This window comes from Paenibacillus sp. FSL H8-0122 (assembly GCF_038005345.1).
GTDB lineage: Bacteria > Bacillota > Bacilli > Paenibacillales > Paenibacillaceae > Paenibacillus_AQ.
Window position 1 is genome coordinate 5948503 of sequence record NZ_JBBOTB010000001.1, and the last position, 22273, is coordinate 5970775.

The 22273-nt window shown below is 53.8% G+C and carries 12 protein-coding genes, 1 rRNA gene and 3 riboswitches; of the genes, 2 read left to right on the plus strand and 11 right to left on the minus strand.

Translation table 11 applies throughout. The features are described 5' to 3' along the window. Positions 1-174: 174 nt before the first annotated feature. The 8 genes from NSS64_RS25430 to NSS64_RS25465 all read right to left on the minus strand — a co-directional run bounded on the left by NSS64_RS25430 (position 175) and on the right by NSS64_RS25465 (position 12875). Positions 175-1735, minus strand: a 16S ribosomal RNA gene (locus NSS64_RS25430). A gap of 368 nt (positions 1736-2103) precedes the next feature. Then, complete coding sequence (locus NSS64_RS25435) at positions 2104-2913, minus strand: transglutaminase-like domain-containing protein (RefSeq protein WP_341141966.1); 810 nt, start codon at positions 2911-2913, stop codon at positions 2104-2106. Positions 2914-2926: 13 nt separating this feature from the next. Then, positions 2927-3007, minus strand: a riboswitch (cyclic di-GMP riboswitch). Between the two features lie 73 nt (positions 3008-3080). After that, positions 3081-3162, minus strand: a riboswitch (cyclic di-GMP riboswitch). 125 nt (positions 3163-3287) lie between these two features. After that, a complete protein-coding gene (locus NSS64_RS25440) occupies positions 3288-3941 on the minus strand; it encodes a class D sortase (protein ID WP_340944387.1) in 654 nt (217 codons plus the stop codon). A gap of 71 nt (positions 3942-4012) precedes the next feature. Beyond that, positions 4013-4417, minus strand: a complete 405-nt coding sequence (locus tag NSS64_RS25445; RefSeq protein WP_341141967.1) for a GtrA family protein — start codon at positions 4415-4417, stop codon at positions 4013-4015. After that, on the minus strand, positions 4407-5384 hold the full coding sequence (locus NSS64_RS25450; RefSeq protein ID WP_340944389.1) for a glycosyltransferase family 2 protein: 978 nt from the start codon (positions 5382-5384) through the stop codon (positions 4407-4409). Before NSS64_RS25450 ends, NSS64_RS25445 begins: the two co-directional genes overlap by 11 nt. 96 nt (positions 5385-5480) lie before the next feature. Beyond that, positions 5481-9320 carry a glycosyltransferase family 39 protein gene (locus tag NSS64_RS25455; protein ID WP_341141968.1) on the minus strand — a complete coding sequence of 1280 codons (3840 nt, stop codon included), beginning with the start codon at positions 9318-9320 and terminating at the stop codon, positions 5481-5483. Next, a complete protein-coding gene (locus NSS64_RS25460) occupies positions 9317-11317 on the minus strand; it encodes a hypothetical protein (RefSeq protein ID WP_341141969.1) in 2001 nt (666 codons plus the stop codon). Before NSS64_RS25460 ends, NSS64_RS25455 begins: the two co-directional genes overlap by 4 nt. A gap of 157 nt (positions 11318-11474) precedes the next feature. Beyond that, complete coding sequence (locus NSS64_RS25465) at positions 11475-12875, minus strand: NCS2 family permease (RefSeq protein ID WP_340944393.1); 1401 nt, start codon at positions 12873-12875, stop codon at positions 11475-11477. 126 nt (positions 12876-13001) lie between these two features. Continuing rightward, positions 13002-13101: riboswitch (purine riboswitch) on the minus strand. A 538-nt stretch (positions 13102-13639) separates the two neighbouring features. On the opposite strand from NSS64_RS25465, the gene rsgA reads away from it, so the two are divergent. After that, positions 13640-14713 (plus strand): ribosome small subunit-dependent GTPase A, encoded by a 1074-nt coding sequence (gene rsgA / locus NSS64_RS25470; RefSeq protein ID WP_341141970.1) that lies wholly within the window; start codon positions 13640-13642, stop codon positions 14711-14713. Next, positions 14710-15729 carry an aminoglycoside phosphotransferase family protein gene (locus NSS64_RS25475; protein WP_341141971.1) on the plus strand — a complete coding sequence of 340 codons (1020 nt, stop codon included), beginning with the start codon at positions 14710-14712 and terminating at the stop codon, positions 15727-15729. Before rsgA ends, NSS64_RS25475 begins: the two co-directional genes overlap by 4 nt. 180 nt (positions 15730-15909) lie before the next feature. Here NSS64_RS25475 and guaA read toward each other — a convergent pair whose 3' ends face one another. From guaA to NSS64_RS25490, 3 genes are all read right to left on the minus strand, one after another. Then, on the minus strand, positions 15910-17448 hold the full coding sequence (guaA, locus tag NSS64_RS25480; protein ID WP_341141972.1) for a glutamine-hydrolyzing GMP synthase: 1539 nt from the start codon (positions 17446-17448) through the stop codon (positions 15910-15912). A 591-nt stretch (positions 17449-18039) separates the two neighbouring features. Beyond that, positions 18040-20601, minus strand: coding sequence for a DUF4129 domain-containing transglutaminase family protein (locus tag NSS64_RS25485; RefSeq protein WP_341141973.1), 2562 nt, complete (start codon positions 20599-20601; stop codon positions 18040-18042). Then, positions 20570-21934 (minus strand): DUF58 domain-containing protein, encoded by a 1365-nt coding sequence (locus NSS64_RS25490; RefSeq protein WP_341141974.1) that lies wholly within the window; start codon positions 21932-21934, stop codon positions 20570-20572. Before NSS64_RS25490 ends, NSS64_RS25485 begins: the two co-directional genes overlap by 32 nt. Positions 21935-22273: the final 339 nt, after the last annotated feature.

Below are 22273 nucleotides of genomic sequence, written 5' to 3' on the forward strand. Positions count from 1 at the left end.
CAAGTTTCAGCTAAAAGATGTTCTAAAACGCAAATTCGTTTCGGTATCCAGTTTTCAAGGATCAAGGTAAAGATGAGAGCTTAAACTCTCAAAACTGACCAACGAGTGAGTAACTAGCCGACCGGCTAGATTTAAGATTTGAATGTTTCCGTTGCAGGAAACGATTCTCCATAGAAAGGAGGTGATCCAGCCGCACCTTCCGATACGGCTACCTTGTTACGACTTCACCCCAATCATCTACCCCACCTTCGGCGGCTGGCTCCCTTGCGGGTTACCCCACCGACTTCGGGTGTTGTAAACTCTCGTGGTGTGACGGGCGGTGTGTACAAGACCCGGGAACGTATTCACCGCGGCATGCTGATCCGCGATTACTAGCAATTCCGACTTCATGCAGGCGAGTTGCAGCCTGCAATCCGAACTGAGACCGGCTTTGCTGGGATTGGCTCCACCTCGCGGCTTCGCTTCCCGTTGTACCGGCCATTGTAGTACGTGTGTAGCCCAGGTCATAAGGGGCATGATGATTTGACGTCATCCCCACCTTCCTCCGGTTTGTCACCGGCAGTCACTCTAGAGTGCCCAGCTCAACCTGCTGGCAACTAAAGTCAAGGGTTGCGCTCGTTGCGGGACTTAACCCAACATCTCACGACACGAGCTGACGACAACCATGCACCACCTGTCTCAACTTTCCCCGAAGGGCACCTGATGCATCTCTGCTTCGTTAGTTGGATGTCAAGACCTGGTAAGGTTCTTCGCGTTGCTTCGAATTAAACCACATACTCCACTGCTTGTGCGGGTCCCCGTCAATTCCTTTGAGTTTCAGTCTTGCGACCGTACTCCCCAGGCGGAGTGCTTACTGTGTTAACTTCGGCACCAAGGGTATCGAAACCCCTAACACCTAGCACTCATCGTTTACGGCGTGGACTACCAGGGTATCTAATCCTGTTTGCTCCCCACGCTTTCGCGCCTCAGCGTCAGTTACAGCCCAGAAAGTCGCCTTCGCCACTGGTGTTCCTCCACATATCTACGCATTTCACCGCTACACGTGGAATTCCACTTTCCTCTTCTGTACTCAAGTCACCCAGTTTCCAGTGCGACCTCAGGTTGAGCCCAAGGTTTAAACACCAGACTTAAATAACCGCCTGCGCGCGCTTTACGCCCAATAATTCCGGACAACGCTTGCCCCCTACGTATTACCGCGGCTGCTGGCACGTAGTTAGCCGGGGCTTTCTTCTCAGGTACCGTCACTCCGGTAGCAGTTACTCTACCGGACGTTCTTCCCTGGCAACAGAGCTTTACGATCCGAAAACCTTCATCACTCACGCGGCGTTGCTCCGTCAGGCTTGCGCCCATTGCGGAAGATTCCCTACTGCTGCCTCCCGTAGGAGTCTGGGCCGTGTCTCAGTCCCAGTGTGGCCGTTCACCCTCTCAGGTCGGCTACGCATCGTCGCCTTGGTGGGCCGTTACCCCACCAACTAGCTAATGCGCCGCAGGCCCATCCCCAAGCAGCAGATTGCTCCGCCTTTCATTCTCTCCTCAGGAGAAGAAAGAAATTATCCGGTATTAGCTACCGTTTCCGGTAGTTATCCCAGGCTTGAGGGCAGGTTGCCTACGTGTTACTCACCCGTCCGCCGCTAAGTCTGAAAGGAAGCAAGCTTCCTCTCAGACTCCGCTCGACTTGCATGTATTAGGCACGCCGCCAGCGTTCGTCCTGAGCCAGGATCAAACTCTCCAAATTGGTATTTAGAAAGAGCGATTGCTCATTTTGAAACATCTGACGAGAATTTACATTCTCTCATTTTGGATCTCACCGAAGTGATCTCCAGATACTCACTCGTTGTTCAGTTTTCAAAGATCAAGCTCGTTGTCAGCGGCGATGTTATCGTCACCAGCAACTCTTATAATATATCACGTTCATCTGAGCAATGCAAGCTTTATTTTTGAAATCACTTATTTAAGTAATCTCTCATTTCCTCTGCCGCTCCAACAACGCTTATTTATAATAACCTATCCATCTATTAAAAAGCAACCTTTATATAAATAAAAATAACCCGCTTAATGATTAAGCGGGTTAGTCTCAGATAATGCTATAGTTCACAGCTATTCTTAGTAGAATTTCGCTGCAGTATATTTGCTTGCTGATTTGACCAGTTCTGTTGTTGCTGTTTTCTTACCCAGACCTGCATCCACTGTAGTATCAATCGTCACCCATTTGCCGTTCAGGAACACTTCGTTCCAGGCATGGTATGAAGTTACATAGCTTGTATTCCCCATAACCAACTTGGTTGGAATCCCTTCACTGCGGAGCATAGTAGCGAACAAGGAAGCGTAATCGTAGCAGATCCCTTTGTTGGTAGCCAGTGTGTTGTCGTTGTTCGGAATATAATCCGTGCTTACACTGTTGGCCAGAGAGTAGTCATATTTCACGTTAGCTACGATGTAATTGTAGATAGCCTTAACTTTGTTTGCATCTGTGGTCAGACCCTTTGTAAGTTGTGCTGCCTTTTGAACGGATTTATCGGAAGAACTCCACTTCACATTCTGTACAGAGCTCAAATATACGGCATTCACATTGCTCATGGAGAGAGATACAGTCTCGGAAGATAGTACTTTATATTTGTTGCCGGTAGTATTCTCAAGAACGGAGACCTTGTAAGAGCCATTACCTTGTTGCAGCGGGAACGTCTCGGTCGGTTTGGAAGTGTATAAGTTGTAAGTATAGCTGTTATTGTCCTTGGTAATCATGAGCTTCATCTTCTTGTCCTTAGGAACATCGTACGAAACCCCGATAATCCCTTGATCAAGTTGTCCAACATTTAACCAGCTTGAATCTGCATTTGCTGCTTGAGCAGTGCCTGTCTGCACGGAAGTGACGATCACAAAAAGTGTAATCAGCATTAAATAAAACTTCTTCATGGATAAAACCCCTTTCGGTAGCTGGCTGCCATTCTTACGGGAAGGCCCTTTAGCTTTGCGTCCCTACCTTTCGATAGGTTTGCCGTTATCGTATAAGCTTTATCTGTCCAATCTACTACCACATAATGACAGATTCAGAATGAAAACAAACAAAAAAAGCCTCTTCATTCGGTAACTGGCTGCCATCCATGACGGGAAGGCCCTGTAGCTTTGCGTCCCTACCTTTCGATAGGTTTGCCGTTTATCGTGTATTAGCTTTCATAGTTATATCTTACCATATCTATATCTATTAGCAAGACCCAATTGCTAGATTTCACCACAAATATACTAAAATTTTATGTTTTTTCGACCTTTATCGCCTTGTCCTGATAGAATCAGGTCAGCTTCGCGTGAATGATAAGTCTGTGGGTAGGGTTGACTAGCGGATCACAGGTAATAAGGGTCAAAATCTTATCATCATCCTTTCCCTTCAGTACCGAAATATCGGTAGGCTCTACAATAGATACATCATATACAACATACTTGTATTCCTGTCCGCTTGTAATAACAGTAATGGTATCCCCTTTACCAACCTCATCCAATCTGTTGAACAGCCGCCCTGCCGTTCTTGACCGATGCGCAGCAATCGCTGCATTGCCTACCGCGCCAATCGGAGCTGTCTCCTTCATATGCGCCGCTGCATGCTTCATATTGGTCTTGGTGGCGCCCTCCAGTACAGGCAGCTTCAGATCGATTTTATCGATTTCAATAATAGCGGTGATCTTGCCTCCCACTTCAATCTCGGGCGCTGTAGTGGGCACCGGCTCTTCCGCACCAGACTCTTCCGCCAGCAGCTGGGTGACTTCCGCATAAGGCTTACTCAGATCCTGGCTGGCAGGAGCCGTAGCCGAAGGAACGATTTCACTATAGGCCTGTTCAGCCTCTTCCAGCAGCTTCTGCTGCTGACGGTCCTCGTACCATTCGCTTCCTTTGGGGTAGAGCATAATCAGGACCCCGGCAAGTATAATCAAATAGGATAACTTCCGCATGACAATCGCCTCCGCAATATAGAATAAGTGCTGCCTCCGCAGAATACGGGGAAGATATACGCTCTATCTCTTTAGAATACCCACTTCCGGCTTCCAAAGAAATTAATGATTACTGTAATAAAGGTAACCAGCACCTTGGCCATCAGCACCTGGACTCCCAGCCGGTCATTCAGCAGATGAATCAGCAGCACCGAAATGCCCAGCACCAGCAGATTCAGCACAATAAATCTCACCAGCTGCATCCGGTCAAAGCCGCTATTGCCTCCTCTGTCCCGGCCCTTGAAGGTCACCTTCTTATTCCAGACAAAGCTGTTGGCCGTCCCGGCGCTGTAGGAAATAATCTGTGCAGGGGTGTTGAGCATCCCCAGGGAATGCAGCAGGGTAAATACCGCAAAATCAATGAACGTGTTAAGCAAGCCCACCGCATTGAATTTCAGAAACTGGATCATGCCTGCGCTCCAGGCCTTATTTTGCATAGTCGCTTTCCTTCCGCGTGTCTTCGGTCTCGGCATCCGGATAGCCCCGTGTCTCGCTTACGATATAGAGCGGTCTGTCCTTCGATTCATCATAGATCCGTCCGATGTATTCCCCGATGACGCCCAGCAGCATCAGCACAATGCCGTTAAACAGCAGGTTAACCCCGACAATGGATGCCCAGCCCGGCACAGTCCAAGAGGTGAAGACTTTCTGGAATAAGACCAGAAACAGGTAGATGAAGCTGGAGAAGGACAGGAAGAATCCGATATACGAGGCGATTTTGAGCGGCTTGTGCGAGAAGGAGGTGATTCCGTCGAGCGCAAAGCGGATCATTTTCTTCAGCGGATATTTCGTCTCCCCGGCGAAGCGTTCCTCCCGCACATATTCCACCATGGTCTGCCGGAAGCCGACCCAGCTTACCAGCCCCCGTACATAACGGTTCTTCTCCTTCAGGCCGCGCAGCACATCGCAGACCTTACGGTCGATCAGCCGGAAGTCCCCGGTATCCGTGGGAATCTCCACACTGGTCATGCTGCTGAGCAGACGGTAAAAGATTTTGGCTGTCACCTTCTTGAAGAAGGTCTCTCCGTGGCGCTTCAGCCGCTTGGCATAGACTACCTCATAGCCTTCCTTCCACTTGGCGATCATCTGCAGGATGACCTCCGGCGGGTCCTGGAGATCTGCGTCAATGACCACAACAGCCTGGCCTTCAGCATAATCCATACCCGCCGTAATCGCCACCTGATGGCCGAAGTTACGGGAGAAGTCAATCAGCTTGACATGCTCATCCGTATTGCTTATGCCGCGCATAATCTCAGCCGTACGGTCCCGGCTGCCGTCATTGACGAATACTAGCTCATAGGAATCGCCGCAACCATCCATTACTTTTTTGAGCCGCTCGTACGTTACCTGAATGACTTCCTCCTCATTATACATGGGCACAATTACACTATATCTGGCCTTCACAAGGGTTCCTCCTAAATTTATTGTAAGCCACAGCTTCCTTGATGCGCTTCATCAACATCAGCTTTGAGCAGCTATGCGGCTCTTACAGCTCCCCTCCTAGAATACCCAGGAAGGGAACCAGCGAAGTACATGAATGATATAACTGCTGTTCACCTGCATGCCGGACAATACCGGATAGAACATTACAAACAGGATGGCGGCGGCCGCAACATAGGAGTACCGCAGATATTTGGCACCCTGGAACCTGCCGTCAAGCAGCTTAAGAATGTACACAATGGATAGAATCATAAACGGCACCATCGCAAAGTAATGGTACAGGAACGTCTCACGCGGCACAAGCATCCACGGAACATACTGTGAGAAGAAGCCGATCCAGATCATATACAGGCTCTTGTCCCGGCGCTTCAGGGTGAACCATACAGCAGCCAGCATCGTGAAGATTCCTGTCCACCAGATCAGCGGATTGCCCATCGTTACAATGCTGCTCGCCTTGCCTGCCGGCAAGCCTTCACCGCCGCTGAAGAACCACACCGGACGCTTCATGAACGGCCACTCCCACCAGGAGGAGGCGAACGGATGTGTAGCTACAAGCTGGCTGTGATAGTTGTACATATTCTTCTGGGCATCAATCAGCCCCTTAACGGTGAAGCCCTCTGCCGACGCAGATAGTGAAGGAATGAAGGACAGGCTGTATATGATTCCCGGAATGATGACGAAGAATCCGATGCAGCTGACCAGCGTGATGATCGTGTTCTTCCAGAAGGACTGATCTGCAGTCCGGCAGGCGGCTTTGAGCTCCTGACCGCTCAGCTTGCCTTCAGCCAGCAGGCGTCCGGCAGCCTTATACTCCCGGTAGCGGTCCAGCAGCGACAGCACCAGCATAATAGCAAGTCCCGCGCCGCCATAAATCACGATCCACTTCGAAGCAACCCCGATGCCGAAGAACAGGCCGGACCAGAACAGCGGAGCCAGTGTGGTCCGCAGCGGCATCCGGTAGAAATTCATCGTGAAATACCGCTGCATGAAATAGAACATCAGCATAATGAAGAATACACCGTACACATCGATGGTCGATATCCGTGTCTGGGTGAAATGCATGAAGTCCAGAGCGAATAGTCCCGCTGCCAGTGCAGCATAGGTGGTCTTACGGAACAACCGCATCGCCATGATATAGATCAGCGGCAGCATCGCAATCCCGAACAAGGTCCCTATGATCCGCCACCCGAACGGATTGACGCCGAACAGCTCCATCCCTACCCCGATCAGCAGCTTGCCAAGCGGCGGATGCGTATTCTCATAAGGAACAATATTATGATAATGCTCATAAGCCGTACGGGCATGATAGATCTCATCAAAATACGTACTGTTCATGAAATTAGAGTTCTTGGGTATGACGGACTGCTCGTCGAACAGATTGGCCGGCATTCCTCTTTTAGCTGCTGCTCCCGAATCGGGTGCCACGCTTGCTATCGTCAGAGGAACCTCCGGTGCCCCCTGCTCATAGAAGGCCATCTCATTGAGGGTGAAGCCTGGAGACGTAACCGAGAGCTTGACATATCTTGCGGATACGTTAAGCGGCTGGCTTTTCCAGATGAAGACATTGCCCACATCCTCGCTCACCTCAAGCGGGCTGCTCCAATTATCAGGGGTCTGGCTGAATTCCAGCTGAAACTTCCCTGTTCCGACACCGCCGAACACATTGACCCGCTCCAGTTGATGGGCCTCCCCCAGATCCACATAGAAGCTCTCGCCGCTGGCTGCCGGCTCCCACAGAGTCTCAGGTGCCTTGTTATCTCCCAGATGATAGAGGGCAAGTGCCCCGTATAGTACGGTGATACCGAGCATCCAGATCCAGTCTCTGCGCTTCAGCTTCAGCGGAGAACGCCGCTCAGCAGCGGCAAGCGGCTTGATGCCTTCTGCAAGCAGCAGATCTGCTGCGTACGCCTCCTTGGGGGTAACCGGCTCAGGCAAAAGCTTCACAGTTCGGCGGATATATACATCGTATCCAATATAGAGAAGATATATCGCAAGAATGATAGTGGTAATAGCTGTAACCAGAACAATGCCGTCAGCCGGCGGATTTCCGCCGGTATTCAGGTACGCCAGTGTATAACCAACATTGATGTACTGGGTCAGGGAGAACCCGAGGAACAGGGTCAGGAACCGCCGGTCCCGGCTCTCCATGAAGGCGAATAAGGACAGAATCAGTACCGGATACAAGTAACGCTCATGCATTTTGGTACCGAATACGAAGACAATCGTGATCAGCACCATAGCGATGAAGTAGGACTTGGAGAGATCCTTGCGGTCCTTGGTATTGAAGGAATAATAAGCAGCAAGTGCTACTGCCACCAGGATGAAAATAAAGCCCCATATACGATACGGTATGCCGAGCCAGGTCACATCCAGCGCCGACCACATCGGGTCAGTCAAGGCATACAGATTGAATGCATTCACTGTGGAATACGGATAGGAGGACAGTGTGCTTTTGTAGAGGTTAATCAAGCCTGCAAAACCGCCGTTGTTCCAGAAGAACGGGGCTGCAAGGACAAGGAAAATCCCCAGCCCGTACAGGGCGCCCAGCGCAAGCTGCTTCCAGGCCCGGTGATGATAGAAGGCAAGCAGCAGCACAGGTGTGAAAATCAGCGCCTGCGGCTTGATTAATGTAGCGACGGCAAAGAAGACCGCTGCACGTACGAAGCGCTTATCAACAACCCCCATTATACTGAGCAGCAGGAAGATGAGGAAAAAAGAATCCGCCTGCCCCCAGGCTGCCGAATCCATCAGCACAGCCGGATTGAACAGGAACAGCATCATCAGCCCAATAGCCAGTCCAGAGCCGAGTCTGGTTCGCGCGCTCTTATAGATAATCCAGCCAAGCACCAGATCAGAGAGCATCGCAGGCAGCTTGAAGAGAACCGTCTCAGCACCTGACCCGCCCGCAAAGTTAAATAATCCGCGCAGCAGGCTAAGCAGGTATAGCACATATAAGTACCCCGGCGGGTAATCAGCGAAATAACCTTCCTCATAGAATTTGCCCGGTCCAAGGTCGGTCAGGCGCTGGCCCCAGGCCATGAAGGTGTTCATATCATTCTTATAGCCCTGTGCCGTAAGGCCGATCCAGATCCGCAGGATGAATGCCGCCCCGAACAAAACGTACAGCCAGCGGGTGTAGATCACATCCTCCTGTCTCAGCAGGCGCTCACTGCGGAAGGCTCTTGTGTATAGAAAAGCAAAAAACAGGCAGAATACTCCCGAAAGCAGCAGCAGCTTGGCCGGCGATACTTTATGTGGCACTTCCTCCGGCTTGCTTCCGCCGTCCGCATCTGCCGGCGGAGCCTGGGCTCCGCTGTCCAGTGAGATGATATTCGATCCCTCCGGCACTGTATCCAGCTTCTCTACGGACAGATCATCGAAATAGGCTTTACCCTGAATCAGATTGGCATAGCCGCCCAGCGCAGCGCCGATTCCGATCTCAGTCTGCTCCTTGCCGGTCTGGCCGATGAACTCCAGACGCTGCCATTCACCGCCGGTATCGCTGGTAGCAGGATAACCGCCGCCAATGCCTACCGGGAAAATATTGGCCCCGATTCCCCCTCCTGCGATGCTGGCTATTTTGACGTATCCAGAGATTCTGTAATAGCTATCCGGCAAGACGGTAACGGTCTGCACCCACTTCAGGTGATTGGGCTCCAGATTCTCGATAACCGCCGCTTTGCTGCCGGAATGAACCTCATCGGACTGAACGGATATGGAGCCCGCCGCATCTCCGGCAACCCACATATCCTTGCTCCAGCCTGTCGGAGCCCCGTCTTCACCTTCTTCAAAGCCCGGGTTCTGCAATACATTCCCTTCGGCATAAATACTTGTTACAGGAAGAATAAATAATAGGAGCATCAGTATAACGGTTGCCGCCGCACGTATCTTCTTGGTCATCGTTCTACCCTCACCTCGTCAATGTTAATCCAGCCATTACCGCCGGTTATGTATACTTCTGCCTGTATCCCCTGCTCCAGAGTGACTGCAGGAAGTGTGACCTGTTGATAGGCTTCCGCCGCAGGCAGCTCTGTCTCGGCAAGCAGCTTACCGGCTGCCCGAATGCCGATCTTCCCGCCGCTTCCGCCGCTACTGGACATGACGGTCAGTCTGTACTCACCGGCTGGTGCAGTGAAAGCCTGCGAAACGATGTTCTCCGTTCCGGGATCAAGATAGGCCAGCTTACTCCCGGCGAAGGGGTTGTTGACAGCAACTCCCGTTCCCGCAGAGAAGGACCAGCCCGCCGTCCCTTCTTCAAATCCGCCATTCACAAATTCGCTTGCAGCAGTCTTGGGTGTGTCTTGAGGCCCGACATTCTGTTCACTGGTGAGCAGTACGCTGTAGTTGGCAAAACGCTTCACTCTGGACCCGGTGCTTGCCGCAGGCGGAGCAGCAGTATTCGCATAGATATATGCGGCATTCGCAGGCACCCTGTTCAAATCATCAAATCTGTATCTTCCAAAGGAAGAAACACGCTGAAAAGCTTCTCCCGGATTGGCATACTGAACGGACTTCAGGAAATCATGCGGACTGATCTGTTCATAGAACAGCACATAAATATAAGGCATATTCACCTGATTCGTTAGATAGACTTCACCGGTGCTGTGTTCCGAAGCATACTGGACTGCCTCCCCCAAGGATTCATAGAAGGCCGGACCGATTCGCTCAGGGAACTCGCGGAAATACGTATTGGAGAATAAAATAAACATCACGGCGAACCCGGCCGCGGCCAGGATGGCTATACCTTTGACTCTGCCTGCCAGCCAGACGAATCCGGTGCTTACCAGCATAATGAACGGATAAAAAATAATATTAATCCGGTTAATATTCACAGTTGTAATCAGCGCCATTAGCACCGCCACCAGGAACCAGAGCAGCACGGCTCCCCTACCATTGCTCTCCCTCTCCCGCCGGCTTGTCCACCAGGAATGCAGGAGAACGATCAGGCCGAGCAGGGCAATAGGCAGTGCCAGCGGGTACGCATATCCGTAAGGAGAGATGGAGTTCCAGGCCAAGCCGTCACTTCCGCTCCACATCAGCTTGCTGAAAGCACTGAGGTTATCCGCAGCCGCCTGCCACAGCCTGCCGCCGAATACGGATGAAATCTCCTCCACGCGCGGCGTCGTAAGCTTCGGAATCGTGAACAACGGAGTGGCTATATCCTGCATAGCGTAACGGTTAATGATAATAAATAGTAATATAGGCAGCGCCAGTGCCGCAAACCCTACACAATTCCAGAATAGGGCACGGGGTCGCAGGACCTTGCTATATAATAGAAGAATTGCCGTACCGAGCGCAAATAGCGGGACAAAGAAGTAGGCTGTTCCATAAGCATACAGTGAGAGGGCCAGCATGCCGGTAAAGGCGTACAGCCATCTTGGATTCGTAAAGGAGCGCAGCAGACAGTATACAGCGATCAAAATCATCGTAGGAAACAGATTCGATTCCAGCGCCCACCTGGACATCATAATATGCCACGGATTAATGGCGATGAAGAACATGGCAGCGGTCCCGGCCCCAGGCGAGGCCGACAGTCTTTTCATAATCAGATAGAAAAACAGCATGCCCAGTAGTCCCATGATCAGACTAAGCGCCCTTACAGACAACGGCGTCAGTCCGAACAACAGAATGAACGGCATGGACAAGTAGGCATAGAGCGCATTCTGCCCGCTCCCCCAGGCGATCAGGTGAATTGGCAGATGAACACCATTCCGGTCCATCCCGTAGTGTAAAATGGCGTAGGCATCATAGCCGATAGAGGCTTCGTCCTGGTTCAGTCCCGGTGGAATAGAAGTTATGTATAGAATACGGACTATTGCCCCAAGCAGGAACAGCAGCACCGGCCAGGGCTGGCTACGGAAGAACTTGTACACTCGATTGAATACACCGGACACCATTTATCACCTCTTCAACAATATAATCTAAATATTGGTTGATGAAAAGGGTAAAACCCAGCTTGTCCCGCGCGGCTCCCCCCTTAAAAGAATAAAAAGAAAACGGCCCCTTCATATAATGAAGAGACCGCAGAATGTAAGTCAGAATCCGTAGAGCTTATCAGCCTTGGCTGCCGATCAGAACATAACGCAGAATGATCAGAATCGCCAGCACCCACATCATCCAGTGGATATCATATTTCTTCTTGCCGGCGATATTCGCTACACAAGCCAGAATCACGTAAGTAACAATCCCGAATGAGATCCCGTTAGCAATGTTATACGTAAACGGCATGATCACGAAGGTCAGGAAGGCCGGAATCGCCAGCACCATGTCCTGGAAGTCAATATCACGGATCGATTGAGCCATGAGTACACCGACAATAATCAGCGCTGCCGCTGTGGCCGGACCAGGGATCAGAGCGACTACCGGAGCCAGGAACAAGGCAAGCAGGAAGCAGATCCCTGTAGTTACTGCAGTCAGACCCGTACGTCCGCCTTCAGCTACACCGGCTGCACTTTCTACATAAGCGGTAGTGGTGGAAGTACCCAGCATCGCACCGCCCGCAACAGCTACTGCATCTACGAACATGGCGTTGCCGACACGTTTTTTGCCCTCTTCAGGGTTCTTCATGATTCCGGCACGTTCAGCAGTACCCACCAGCGTACCGAAGGTATCGAACAGTTCTACGAAGGTAAAAGTGGCAATCGCCGATACGATACCGGTGTGCATAATGCCTTCCCAGTCGAATTCCCAGAAGTTAAGCTGGGTGAAGTCAGGAACCCATGGCGTCTGCGGATTGCTCAGTGAACTGAAATCTACAGCACCCATGAGAATCGCAGCCACGGTTGTCCCGAGAATTCCGAACAGGATGGCGCCGCGAACGCGCAGTACCATTAGAATGGAAATCAGCAGCAGACCGATAATCACGAGCTGAACATTGGTGTTCTCCAGGCTGCCCATATGAATAACCGTTTCAAAGGAGAGTACATCTGTAAATGTATTGGCGGAGATGTCTTTACCGGCTTCAACGCCGATGGTCATCAGTCCGCTGTTCTTCAGGCCGATAATGGTGATGAACATCCCGATCCCGACAGTGATCGCATGCTTCAGGCTGTCAGGAATGGCAGTGAGCAGGATTTGCCGGACCCGGGTAACGGTCAGGAGGATGAAGATAATCCCGGAGATAAATACGGCGGTAAGACCCATCTGCCAGGTGAACTCATGTTCAGTGGTGGCGGAGGATAAGACGACGGAAGCGAAATATGCGTTAAGGCCCATACCAGGTGCCAGAGCGACCGGGAAGTTAATGAATACCCCCATGGCAATGGTGAAAATACCGGCTGCCAGCGCAGTCGCAAGGAATACGGAATACCAGCCCATATCAATGCGGCCGAAGGCAGTCAGAGTGCTTGGATTAACCGACAGAATATAAGCCATTGCCATAAACGTGGTTATACCGGCCATGATCTCTGTGCGTACTGTAGTGCCATTCTCTTTCAATTTGAAAAAGCGGTTCAAATCGTTCTCCCCCTAAGGTTGTATGTTGTGCCATTACAGCAACACAAAAGCCGGCATCTGGGAAGACACCGGCCCGAAAAAGAGATGGCTGCCGGGAATTCCGGACAATCGCCGGAAATCCCAGAACAAGTTGCTCTTCTTAATCGTAGCCAGGTCATTACGGTGACCTCGTAGAGACTTCCGGGCCGATCCCCGGAATTATACGAATATATTTGCTGTAGCGCTTTATCATTTTAGGGGGAGATGACAGCTCTTGTCAATGGTAAATACGAACATTGACCGTCAGGTTTACACAAATGTTCGTAAATTGAACATTTCTATGACAAATCCAGCTTGGTTCAGGGAGAATCGGCCAAACCTTGCAGCATAAATGCGGATAGTTCCGCACTTAATTAATTATAATTAAACTCTACATGGATGGGCACGTAAACATATGTTAAACTGAATTAGCTTAGCGATAAGCACTCCATTTTCTTACAAGTTCCTTAATCCGAAAGGGGATGTTTTAATTGGCTACTACTTATATGGTGGTTTCAGTTTAGAACTGCATAGCAGGCATGCTTCTTAAAAAGGCGGGTAAAAGCCCGTATTATTTGGTATGCCATCCCAAGTAACCTTTCGTGAATATTGCTGTTTGCGGGATACGATGAAGGTCGTATCTTCTTTGCATCTTGATGCCGCAGATCAGCAGCTTCTTCTTGAGGCTGCTGGTCTGCGGCATTTTTGCGTCCACAAAACAACAGATAAGGAGCTAACCCAAAACCATGATTGATCTAAAAACCTATGGATATACAGAAATAGAGGAAATCCCGTCCGGGCTATTGCCTGGCAGAATTACAGAGCTCCGGCGGGAGCGCTTCACGGTAATCACAGAGCGGGGCGAGTTGACCGCTGTACTCAAAGGCACGTTCTATCACAGTACAGAAACCCGGGAGGACTTCCCGTGCGTCGGTGATTTTGCCTTACTGCGCCCGAACGGAAGCGGGGATTCGCTCATTGTTGCGCTTCTCGCCCGCCGCTCCAAGTTCTCGCGGGCGAATTATTCCGGCCATGCCGCAGGCTATACCAAAACCATTCTGGAGCAGGTCGTGGCCGCCAACTTTGACTATGTATTTATTCTGTCCTCCCTGAACTGGGATTTCAATGTCACCCGCATGATGCGGTACCTGACCCAGGCCAGGCAGAGCGGCGGCCAGCCGGTCGTCATTCTGACCAAGGCTGATCTCACCGAAGATTACAGCCTCCCGCTGGCAGAAGTCCGGCAGAGCATGCCGGATGTTCCCGTGCACGCCGTGTGCAGTCATAACGGTCTCGGGCTGAATGAGCTCGATGTCTACCTTAAGCCAGGTTCAACTGTCGTCTTCCTTGGCATGTCCGGAGTCGGCAAATCATCGCTGCTTAACGCCCTGATGGAACGGGATGTTATGAAGGTCAGTGCCATCCGGGAGGAAGACAGCCGGGGACGGCATACGACGACCCACCGTCAGTTGTTCATGCTCCCCTCGGGAGCAATGGTAATCGATACCCCCGGGATGCGTGAACTGGGGCTGTTCGATGCCGACGAAGGCATCTCTGCAGGCTTCGCTGATATAGAAGACTTGTTCACCAGATGCCGGTTCCATGACTGCCGTCATGAGTCCGAGCCGGGCTGTGCGGTGCTCGCCGCGCTTGCTGATGGTTCCTTGCCGCGTGAACGCTGGGAGCATTATAAGGCCCAGCAGCATGAGAACAAGTTCGTTCAAGATAGAACAAGCTATCTTATTCACAAAAATGCCCGCAATCAATCGATCGCGATGCAGAGAAAACAAACCAAGAAAACCGGGGGCTGGAAAAAATGAAGATTCCAACTGAAGCGTTATATACTGCACTAAGTGAGCTTTTCAAAACAACGATTACATCTGCTGACTACCAGACGTTACAGCTGCATGGCGGGACCTTGGGAGATGTGCAGCTGGTTACCGGAACAGCTGAAACGGCTGACGGAGAGCAATGGCCGTACCGTATTGTGCTGAAAATCCAGAAGAAATGGGAACGTTACGATGATCTGCACTCCTGGCGGCGGGAATATGATCTCTACGCTTCCCCATTGGGGGCAACCTTCACAGAATCCTTCCGCTGGCCGGTGTGTTATCACGCTGAGATGAATGAAGCCGGGGATGAAATGAGATTATGGCTGGAATATATGGATGGCATCTCCGGTCTGGAGCTGACCGGTGACATGTATGAACAGGCGGCATTGGAGTTGGGCCGGTATCAAGGGAAGCTGTACGCGGAGCAGCCTGAGGTGCCGCAAAGTCTGACCAACCTGAGCCATCCAGACCTCATGAAGAATACTTATCTGCACTACCGGTCTTGGCCGGTTGTCTACGACTATATCCGTTCAGAGGAATGCGAATTCCCGCAGCATGTGCGGCAAATGCTCATCGACATTGATGAGCATTCAGACGATATTTTTGCCCGGATTGAATGCCTGCCTCTGGTGTTATGCCACCGGGACTTCTGGGTAACCAACATCATCTATTCTGGCGGGACCATCGCGCTGATCGACTGGGATACCAGCGGCTGGGGCTACCTCGGCGAGGACATCGCCAGCCTGATTGCAGATGAGGCGGATCTTGATCACATGATTGAATACTATCAGCGGTGTGTCCCTGCTTATTACCGGGGCTTCGCGGAATATGCGGGAGAGATTGCCCCGCTTGCCGGCCACTGCGTCTACGAATTCATCCTGCTCGTATTCGGATACCGGATGGTGGAGGGATATCTTCATGCGGATAGTGATGATAAGAAGACAGAGTGTCTGAATACGCTGGAGAAGGTGTATGAATTGAAGAGCTTGCAGCTGTCCGTCTAAGCGGGAAGAACTCCAAACCTTAATATAGGGTTTTGGAGTTCTTTTTTGTCATAACCGTTTCAGCGAAAAATAGAAGGATAATTTATCGTGTGCAACATTTAATTTCTTATATTTCGAAAAAAAACTCTCTCCCATCAGCAAAAATCGCCTATAGAAGAGAGTTTTTATTTTATCCTTGATCTATTCCCACTCGATCGTCGCTGGCGGCTTCGAGGTAATGTCGTACACGATACGGTTGACGTTGTCCACTTCGTTGACGATGCGCACGGAGATTTTCTCCAGTACATCCCATGGGATACGCGCCCAGTCGGCAGTCATGCCGTCGATGGAGGTTACCGCACGAATGCCTACGGTGTAGGAATAGGTGCGCTCGTCACCCATTACGCCCACACTCTTCATGTTAGGGAGTGCCGTGAAATACTGCCAGATCTCGCGGTCAAGACCCGCCTTGGCAATCTCTTCACGCAGGATATAGTCGGAATCGCGGACGATCTGCAGCTTCTCTTCAGTCACTTCACCCAGCACACGAATCGCCAGACCCGGACCCGGGAAAGGCTGACGCCACACAATCGCATGCGGCATGCCCAATTCCTCGCCCAGCTTACGGACTTCATCCTTGAAGAGGGTGTTCAGCGGCTCAATCAGACTGAATTTCATATCTTCCGGCAGCCCGCCCACATTGTGGTGCGATTTGATCGTCTGCGCCGTCGCTGTACCGCTCTCTACGATATCGGTATACAGTGTACCTTGAGCCAGGAACGCGAAGTCACCCAGCTTGGCCGATTCTTCGTCGAAGCAGTAGATGAACTCGTTGCCGATGATTTTACGTTTCTGTTCGGGATCGGAGACACCGGCCAGCTTGCCGAGGAAGCGGTCACGGGCGTCGATTTTGACCACATGGATATCGAACTTGCCGACAAAAGTCTCCATGACGCTCTCCGCTTCACCTTTGCGCAGAAGGCCGTGGTCAATGAACATACAAGTCAGCTGATCGCCGATCGCACGGTGAATCAGCATCGCCACAACAGAGGAATCCACACCGCCGCTGAGTGCGCAGAGCACCTTCCGGTCGCCGACTTTATCACGGATATCCTTAACGGCATCCTCGATGAACGACTCCATCGTCCATTTGCCCTCGCAGCCGCAGACCTCGTACAGGAAGTTCGAGATCATCTCATTCCCCTTCACGGAGTGGCGTACCTCAGGATGGAACTGAACGGCGAAGAATTTGCGTGTATCATTGCTCATGGCTGCAATCGGCGCGCTCTCTGTACCGGCATCAAGCTTAAAGCCCTCCGGAAGCTCCACAACATGGTCGCCGTGGCTCATCCATACCGTCTGCTTGCTCTCAAGACCTGCTGCAAGCACGGAGCTGGGTGCGAATTCTACATCGGCTTTGCCGTATTCGCGCTTGGCGGAGCGTTCCACCTTGCCCCCCTGCTGCTGAGCCATCAGTTGCATCCCATAGCAGATTCCGAAGATCGGCAGCCCGAGCTCGTAAATCGCCGGGTCTACATGTGGTGCATTCTCCGCATAGACACTGCTTGGCCCGCCTGAAAATACAATTCCTTTGGGTGATAAGGCCTTAATCTTCTCCATCGGTGTATTGTACGGCAGAAGCTCGCTGTATACCCCCAGGTCACGAATTCTGCGCGCGATAAGCTGGTTATACTGTCCCCCGAAATCCAGAACAACGATTATTTCATTTGGCTTGTTCATTACTTGCCTCCCTTGATTATTGGATTCATTATACTCATGGTTAATTCTCAGCGTCAAGGAAATGGGGTCCCTCTGTTTCAAGGTTTTGGGATAGCTGTGGCAGGGGTGGAGGTAATACCTGCACGAGGCAAAGGTAGCGGAAACAGGCTCGTGGCCATGACAGTACTTAATACCTGCAGATGAGCAAGTGTCTGCCGAATTCCCGCTGCCGGGAACCGGTATCTATGTTATGGAAATACAGTGAAGAATTACAGCCCTGGCTGGCGTATACAGCGTTGCTAGGGGAAGTGTGAATTTGATTGTATTCGGTTTTTCACATACATTTGGCCCTCGTGCCCATGCAGCGCTAAATGTGGTCGGTTTTTCGATTACATTTGGTCCTCGTGCCCATGCAGCGCTAAATGTGGTCGGTTTTTCGATTACATTTGGCCCTCGTGCCCATGCAGCGCTAAATGTAGTCGGTTTTTCGATTACATTTGGCCCTCGTGCCCATGCAGCGCTAAATGTGGTCGGTTTTTCGATTACATTTGTAGCGGCAAGCTTAGCCGTCACAAAGACGTCCACCGCAATTGCAGGGACGCCGCTTCTTGATCAGGTCAAATGGAAGGTAATCATCAGGCACCGGGCCATGAATGCCGCTGCGTCTATGGTATCGGCAGCGTTGGGGGGCGCGGGGGACGCGGAGGGCGTCGAGGGAGCGGCGTCTCCAGCGGAGCCCGACGCCGCTAAGGGTACGCCGCCTCCGGCAGAGACAGCCACAGGCAAAGGCACGGCCTCGCCGCCGGAGCCTGACGACGCTAAAGGCACGCCGCTTCCAGCGGGGCCTGACGCCGCTGAAGGCACGGCCTCGCCGCCGGGGTCCGACGCCGCTAAGGGCACGCCGCCTCCGGCGCCGCCATACGCCAGGGTCTCCCACTGGCGTACAAACCCCCGGACGGCGGCGCGCAGCCGCCCGTCCTCGATAGCCAGGGAGTCTGCGTACTCCCTGGCGGTAACCCCGGGCAGCGGCGGCCCATAGCGCGCCGCCAGCCCGTGCCAGGCCAGAGCGGCGACGCGCAGCTGCCGCTCACGGCCAAGCCTGCCGGCGCGGCGCACCGCCGGCAGCAGGGCCAGGCTGCGCCGCCAGCGGATGGCGGCAGCCAGCACCAGCGCCGCCAGCGCGAGCGGCGCAGTGTCCGGGCCGCCCGCCTGCGACAGTGCGGCGGTGAGCGCGTCCGCGTGCAGCGCAGCGGAGCGGCGGGGGTCCGGCGGCGCGGAGGCCGCCGCCGGGTCCGTAGCCGCCGCGCCGAGGGCAGCGGCGGCAGCGGCGGAGGGCGTGGGGTCGAAGGGGACCCAGCCCGCGCCGGGGAAATAGACCTCAACCCAGGCGTGGGCATCGCCGCCGGTCACGCTGTAGCGCTGCGGCACAGAGCCGGGCACAGCGGTGCCCGGGCCGTAGCCCTGGACGTACCGCGCCGGAATGCCGCTGCTGCGCAGCAGGACCGTCATCGCAGTGGCAAAATGCACACAATAGCCCTGACGGGTCCCGAACAGGAAATCATCGGTGAAATCGGCACCGGACGGCGGCACTCGGGTCTTCAGCGAATAGGTGTAGCCGTCCTGAAGATAACCGGCTACAGCTACGGCGGCATCGTAACGGCTCGCCGCCGCAGCTGTAAGTTGGCCGGCCAGGGCACGCACTCTGGGCGGCAGAGCAGCGGGGAGCTGCAAATACTGGCTGCGAACCCCTTCGGGATCACTCCCCTTCAGCTTCCGCAGCGCTGCCGGATCGCTTGGCGGCAGAACAGACTTGACGGTATATTCCGTAACCCCTGCGGAGCTGTAGACTTCCGGCAGGCGGAAGCTGAGCCTGTCCGGGCTGGCCAGCACGTAACCCAGCTGGCTTCCGTCCGCAAGCCGGATGTTCTGTACGTCTGTTATAGCACCTGCACTGAACAGCGGCATACCTCCAGTGGAAGGCGAGGCCAGCTGAATCCGCTGGATAAATGTCTGGCCCCCCGCTAATTCAGTATCCGCCAGAGCGGGCAGCGCCCCGGACAGCCGGGGCAGATTCAGCGCTGAATACGCGGCTCCGCTCCTGATCCAGCGGCGGCCGTCATAATACGCCATGCTTTCTCCCCGCCAGTAATAGGGACGGGAAGCAGTGACCGTGAAGGCCGCCTCCCGGCTGGGAGTCAGGGGCATGCCAAGCTCTCTGTCTTCCATACTGTAGCCGGTGCTGCCAGTGCCGGGTACGCCTGCCTCCTCCGGTCTTTGCGCCTCTGCCCAGTGCTCCAGCTTGTCCAGCACCGGCTGCAGTGTAACCGGGGAAGCCGGGCGTGCGCCCAGCCCTTGCCCGGCCATCCAGGCGGCCAGCGTTACCAGTACAGCTGCCGAGAATGCCCTGGCTCCCCAGCGGGCGTAAGGCAGAACAGGCCTTTCTGTCTTCTCTTGCAGGTGGAGCAGCCCGCTTAAAGCCCGCAGCCACAGGATCAGCCCCGCCGTGATCAGTACATCGCCGGAAGTATTAACGGCGTAGCCCATATCCAGCACCAGCAAATACACCAGCGTTACACCGGTGAACAGGGTAATACTTCCCCTGTACAGCGCAAGCTGCTGGACAGAGGACACCAGCAGCCCCCAGCCCAGCACCAGAATCAGCAGCCTGCTATCCTCGCTTAATGCGGAGATCCGGCCAGAGAGCAGCAGCAGGGCATCCTGTCCACTTTTCTCCATGGCATAGACCTTCAGCCACCCGCCCCCGCCTCCCGCAGCAGCACAGAGGCCATACCAGGTCATGAAGATTAGAAGAAACTGCCCGCTTGCCTGGACAAGACGGGGCAGCAGCAGGCAGCCCCAAGCCAGAAGCGCCGCTGCTGAGAGCATCAGGAGCCGCAGGAGTTGTGTATGGTCCGCTGCCGCAGGCAATCTGTAGAGCGGCAGCAGCCACAGCCCAAAGACGCCCATAATCGCCAAAGAGAACAGACCGCGATAATACAGAGGACTGTTCTCTCTTTTACCTGCGGAGCTGTTCTCTGCAAGGTCTGATTCCTGCATCCCTGCCGCTGTAAACCGGATGCTTCCGTAGCGGCGTTGCCCGCTGCGGGTTGAGCCCTTCGGACTGGCGCCATCCGTACTCGCACTAGCAGGAAGTGGAGTTATCCGGGAATCCATCAGGCTCCGCCCCCTTGTACCCTTGTGCAGGAGCAGCATAGCTCAGACAGTGAATCCTCGCGCCAAGCCGCATCAGACTTCCCGCAATCGTATCCGAGGCAGGCGGTCTGCTGTTCCCGTAAGCTGCGGGATCATGCTGCCCGGTTGTTTCCCACCCCTCCGGTGCCAGCCTGCTGCTGCGGGATAGCTCCGGCAGCGTCCCCGCTGCTCCGGCCGGGCTCCGCACAGGACTACCGGGAGTCCGGCTCGGAGAAGGCTGGTCCCAGACATAATACAGCTCCACCCTGATTCCTTGAACCAGGAAACGGGCCAGCGTTCTCGCCGACTCCTCCTCCAGCCTGCCGGTAACGACCGATACCGTCATCCCGGGAATCCAGCTCTGTGACGCATCCTCCAGCAGTCTGCTAAGACTCTGTGAACCGGAAGGAGCAATCTCTGTAAGCAGATCCCGGACCCTCCCGGGGATCTGGCCCAGCCCCTCATGTCTGGCCATTCCTTCCGGCCAGCCGCCGCTGAAGAGCTGGATGTAGCTGCCGGTACGCTCGGCAGAGAGCAGTAGCCCCATCGTAGCCGATACCGCCTGTTCAAAGGCCGGGATCACCGTCCTCCGCTGGCTGCGGGGAGGATGCGCACCGCCGGGAATCTCGTAATCCGCCGGACTGCTCGCAAGCACGATGCAGGTCATCTGCCCCGCTTCACGTTCCGGCACTCTGCTCTGCAGGTTGCCTTTACGGGCGCTGCTCTTCCAGTGAATCCGGCTGAACGGATCACCCGGCGCATAATCACGGATATCCGCTGCTTGCGGGCTGCTATGGTTCCCCCGCCCGGACACACGGTCTCCCGGCAGCAAGCCGGTATCCGGCACAACTGTGCCCATATATAACGCCCTTGGCAGCACCTTGAAGTCCGCCTTGCCGCCCGGCTGGCAGCCGCCGGTGAACAGCCCCGGCAGATCTCCCCAGGTTACACTGCACCCATGGAGCTGATGTACACCCCTGGGAACGGACAGCAGCTCATAAGAATATTTGAAGGAGCGCCGGAAGCCGGGAAACAGCAGCTCCTGATGGCTGCCCCCGCTCCAGTAATCGGTCACAATCATCCAGGGCAGCGGGATTCTGGCGGCAAAAGAAATCTGAACCTCCACAACGGCGTCATCCCCCGCAGACAGACGCGCAGGAACAATCGTGCGCTGGACACTAACTCTCCGGGGACCGCAGAGCTGCATCAGCAGGCCGCCGGACATGACCACTCCGCCCGCTGTCAGCAGCAGCAGGAGCGATTCTCCGCCGCGCCACATATACAGTCCTCCGGCAACTGCCATCAGGAGCAGCATTCGCCCCCACTCCTTAGCTGCGCGGCGGATGCGCTTCCGGGGGAACCCGGCTATCTCTGCATTCCCGTACCTGTTCTGCTGTGAATATACCTGTGATTTCGGATCTGTCAATGATGATGAGGACAAGGAGGACACCCTTCCATGGTCATAGACTAGCCCCCTGACAGCCTGTTCTTTCCCTGGCTATACTACTTGCTGAGGCCTGTTGCTATCTATTCTTTCCACCAAAAAGGATGCCCAGACATTCAGCAGCCGCTTTTCCCGCCAGTAGTCGCTTTTCCCGCCAGCCCCCCTGCCGTCCCTGTCGTATCCTGCCGTCCCCTCCGTCCGGCCCTCCTC